This is a genomic window from Streptomyces sp. NPDC049577, from assembly GCF_040675635.1.
In the GTDB taxonomy this organism is placed as follows: domain Bacteria; phylum Actinomycetota; class Actinomycetes; order Streptomycetales; family Streptomycetaceae; genus Streptomyces.
The window spans coordinates 1-2,171 of the sequence record NZ_JBFAPH010000575.1; the positions used below are offsets into that span (position 1 = coordinate 1).

General features: G+C 74.1%; 2 protein-coding genes and 1 pseudogene. 1 reads left to right on the forward strand and 2 read right to left on the reverse strand.

Annotated elements, in window-relative coordinates; genetic code table 11:
* Positions 1 to 438, forward strand: a pseudogene (locus AB0K09_RS32805) (steroid 3-ketoacyl-CoA thiolase); the annotation flags it as partial.
* Positions 439 to 518: 80 nt separating this feature from the next.
* On the opposite strand, the gene AB0K09_RS32810 reads toward AB0K09_RS32805, so the two are convergent.
* Positions 519 to 935 (reverse strand): transglycosylase SLT domain-containing protein, encoded by a 417-nt coding sequence (locus AB0K09_RS32810; protein WP_366069043.1) that lies wholly within the window; start codon positions 933 to 935, stop codon positions 519 to 521.
* 216 nt (positions 936 to 1,151) lie between these two features.
* Positions 1,152 to 2,006, reverse strand: coding sequence for an ECF transporter S component (locus AB0K09_RS32815; RefSeq protein WP_366069044.1), 855 nt, complete (start codon positions 2,004 to 2,006; stop codon positions 1,152 to 1,154).
* Positions 2,007 to 2,171: the final 165 nt, after the last annotated feature.

Consider the following 2,171-nt stretch of genomic DNA (forward strand, 5'->3'; position numbering starts at 1 on the left):
CAGATATCCGACGGCGCGGCCGCCCTGATGTGGGCCTCCAAGCGGATGGCCCGCGCCCTGCGGCTGCGCCCGCGCGCCCGGATCGTCGCCCAGGCCCTCGTCGGCGCCGACCCGCACTTCCACCTCGACGGGCCCGTCGACGCCACCCGCGCCGTCCTCGGCAAGGCCGGCATGACCCTGCGGGACATCGACCTGGTCGAGATCAACGAAGCGTTCGCCTCCGTGGTCCTCTCCTGGGCGCAGGTCTTCGAGCAGGACCTGGAGAAGGTCAACGTCAACGGCGGCGCCATCGCCCTCGGCCACCCCGTGGGCGCGACCGGCGCCCGTCTGATCACCACCGCGCTGCACGAGCTGGAGCGGCGGGACGGCGAGTTCGCCCTGATCAGCATGTGTGCGGGCGGCGCGCAGGCGACCGCGACGATCATTCAGAGGCTGTAGGCGCGTACGGGGGTGGGCACGCAGAAGCGGCCGGCACCCGCTCGGGGTGCCGGCCACTCCACCGCTGCGATCCGTCCGGATCAGTACCAGTTGTGGGACTGCCAGAACGACCAGGCGCCGCAGGGGCTACCGTAGCGGTCCTTCATATAGTCCAGGCCCCACTTGATCTGGGTGGCCGGGTTGGTCTGCCAGTCGGCGCCGGCGGAGGCCATCTTCGAGCCGGGCAGGGCCTGGACCAGGCCGTAGGCGCCGGTGGAGGCATTGGTCGCCTGGTGGTTCCAGCCGCTCTCATGCTCCACGATCTTGCTGAAGCACTGGAACTGCGCCTCGTCCGGGATCATCTTCCGCGCCGTCTCCTGCGCGCCGCTCGCCGAGGCGGTCGCGGCCTGGGCCGGCACCGCGGAGACCACGGCACCCGCGGTGCCCAGGGCCAGGGCGACGCCGGCGGCGGCGACGAACGTGCGGGGAGCGAAGCGGCCGGTGATCGGGAACGTCACGGAGGAGAACCTTCCGTCGGGGGCAGGACAGTGCCGCCGGAGCGAGCGCTCCCTGGCGGCCCACCCAACCTGACCGACGCTTCCCCCGCCTGGCAAACACCGCCTCCACGAGGCAGGCCCGTAGTCCGACGAGGTGCCCCGGGGAGCGCTTCCCGGAACGCCGGGAACGCTCGGTACGGCCTCGCGTCGGGTGTGACCGCGGTCATGTGCCCCGCCTCACGGATCCGTAGGGGGCTCCTCCGCGTGCGTGCCGCTGACGAACGCGACCGGCGCGCCGAACGCGGCGCGCCGCGTCGCCCGGCGGAGCGCCTTGAGCAGCGCCGGGCCCAGCGTGAGCGTGCCGGCGACGGTGACGAGCGCGCGCGGCAGGTCCCAGCCCAGCGACGTGGCCAGGCAGTACGCGATGAAACGCGCCAGGTTGTCGGCGAGCGGATCGCCCGGCACGAAGGCGATGCCGGAGGCGAGCGAGCCGATGTAGGGCCAGCCCTGGAGGTTCATGACCGTCCCGTACAGGACGGACGCCACCGCCCCGTAGGCCGCCAGCATCAGCAGCTCGCGCCGGCCCCGCAGCCGGTCCGGGCCCGGCAGCAGGCCCGCGCCCATCGACACCCAGCCCATGGCGAGCATCTGGAACGGCATCCACGGCCCGACCCCGCCGGTCAGCAGCGCGGACGCGAACATCGACAGCGCGCCCAGTACGAACCCGAACCCGGGGCCGAGCACCCGGCCGGCCACCACCATCAGGAAGAACATGGGCTCGATGCCCGCCGTCCCCGCCCCCAGCGGCCGCAGCGCGGCCCCGGCCGCGGCGAGGACGCCGAGCATGGCGACGGCCTTCGCGTCGAGGCCGGTGTCGGCGATCGTCGCGACGACGACGGCGAGGAGGAGCGGAAGGAGGGCGGCGAAGAGCCAGGGGGCGTCCTGGGAGTGGGCCAGGCCGGACGCCCGGTCGGCGAGGAGGGGCCAGCCGAAGGCCACGACGCCCGCGGCGGACACGAGAAGGAGAGCGGCCACGGACCGGGGCCCGAGCCGGATCGCCCGAGCCTGGGGCACGGGCAAGGGCACGGGCACGGGGGCTCCGCCCCCGGACCCCCGGTCCTCGAACGCCGGACGGGCCGAGTTCACGACGCCGCCTCCAGCGCACCCCGGACCTGGGACACCGTGAGCCACGGCAAGGGGGCCAGCACCTTCGCCACCTGCGGCGCGAACGCCGGGGACGAGACCACGACCTCCGCC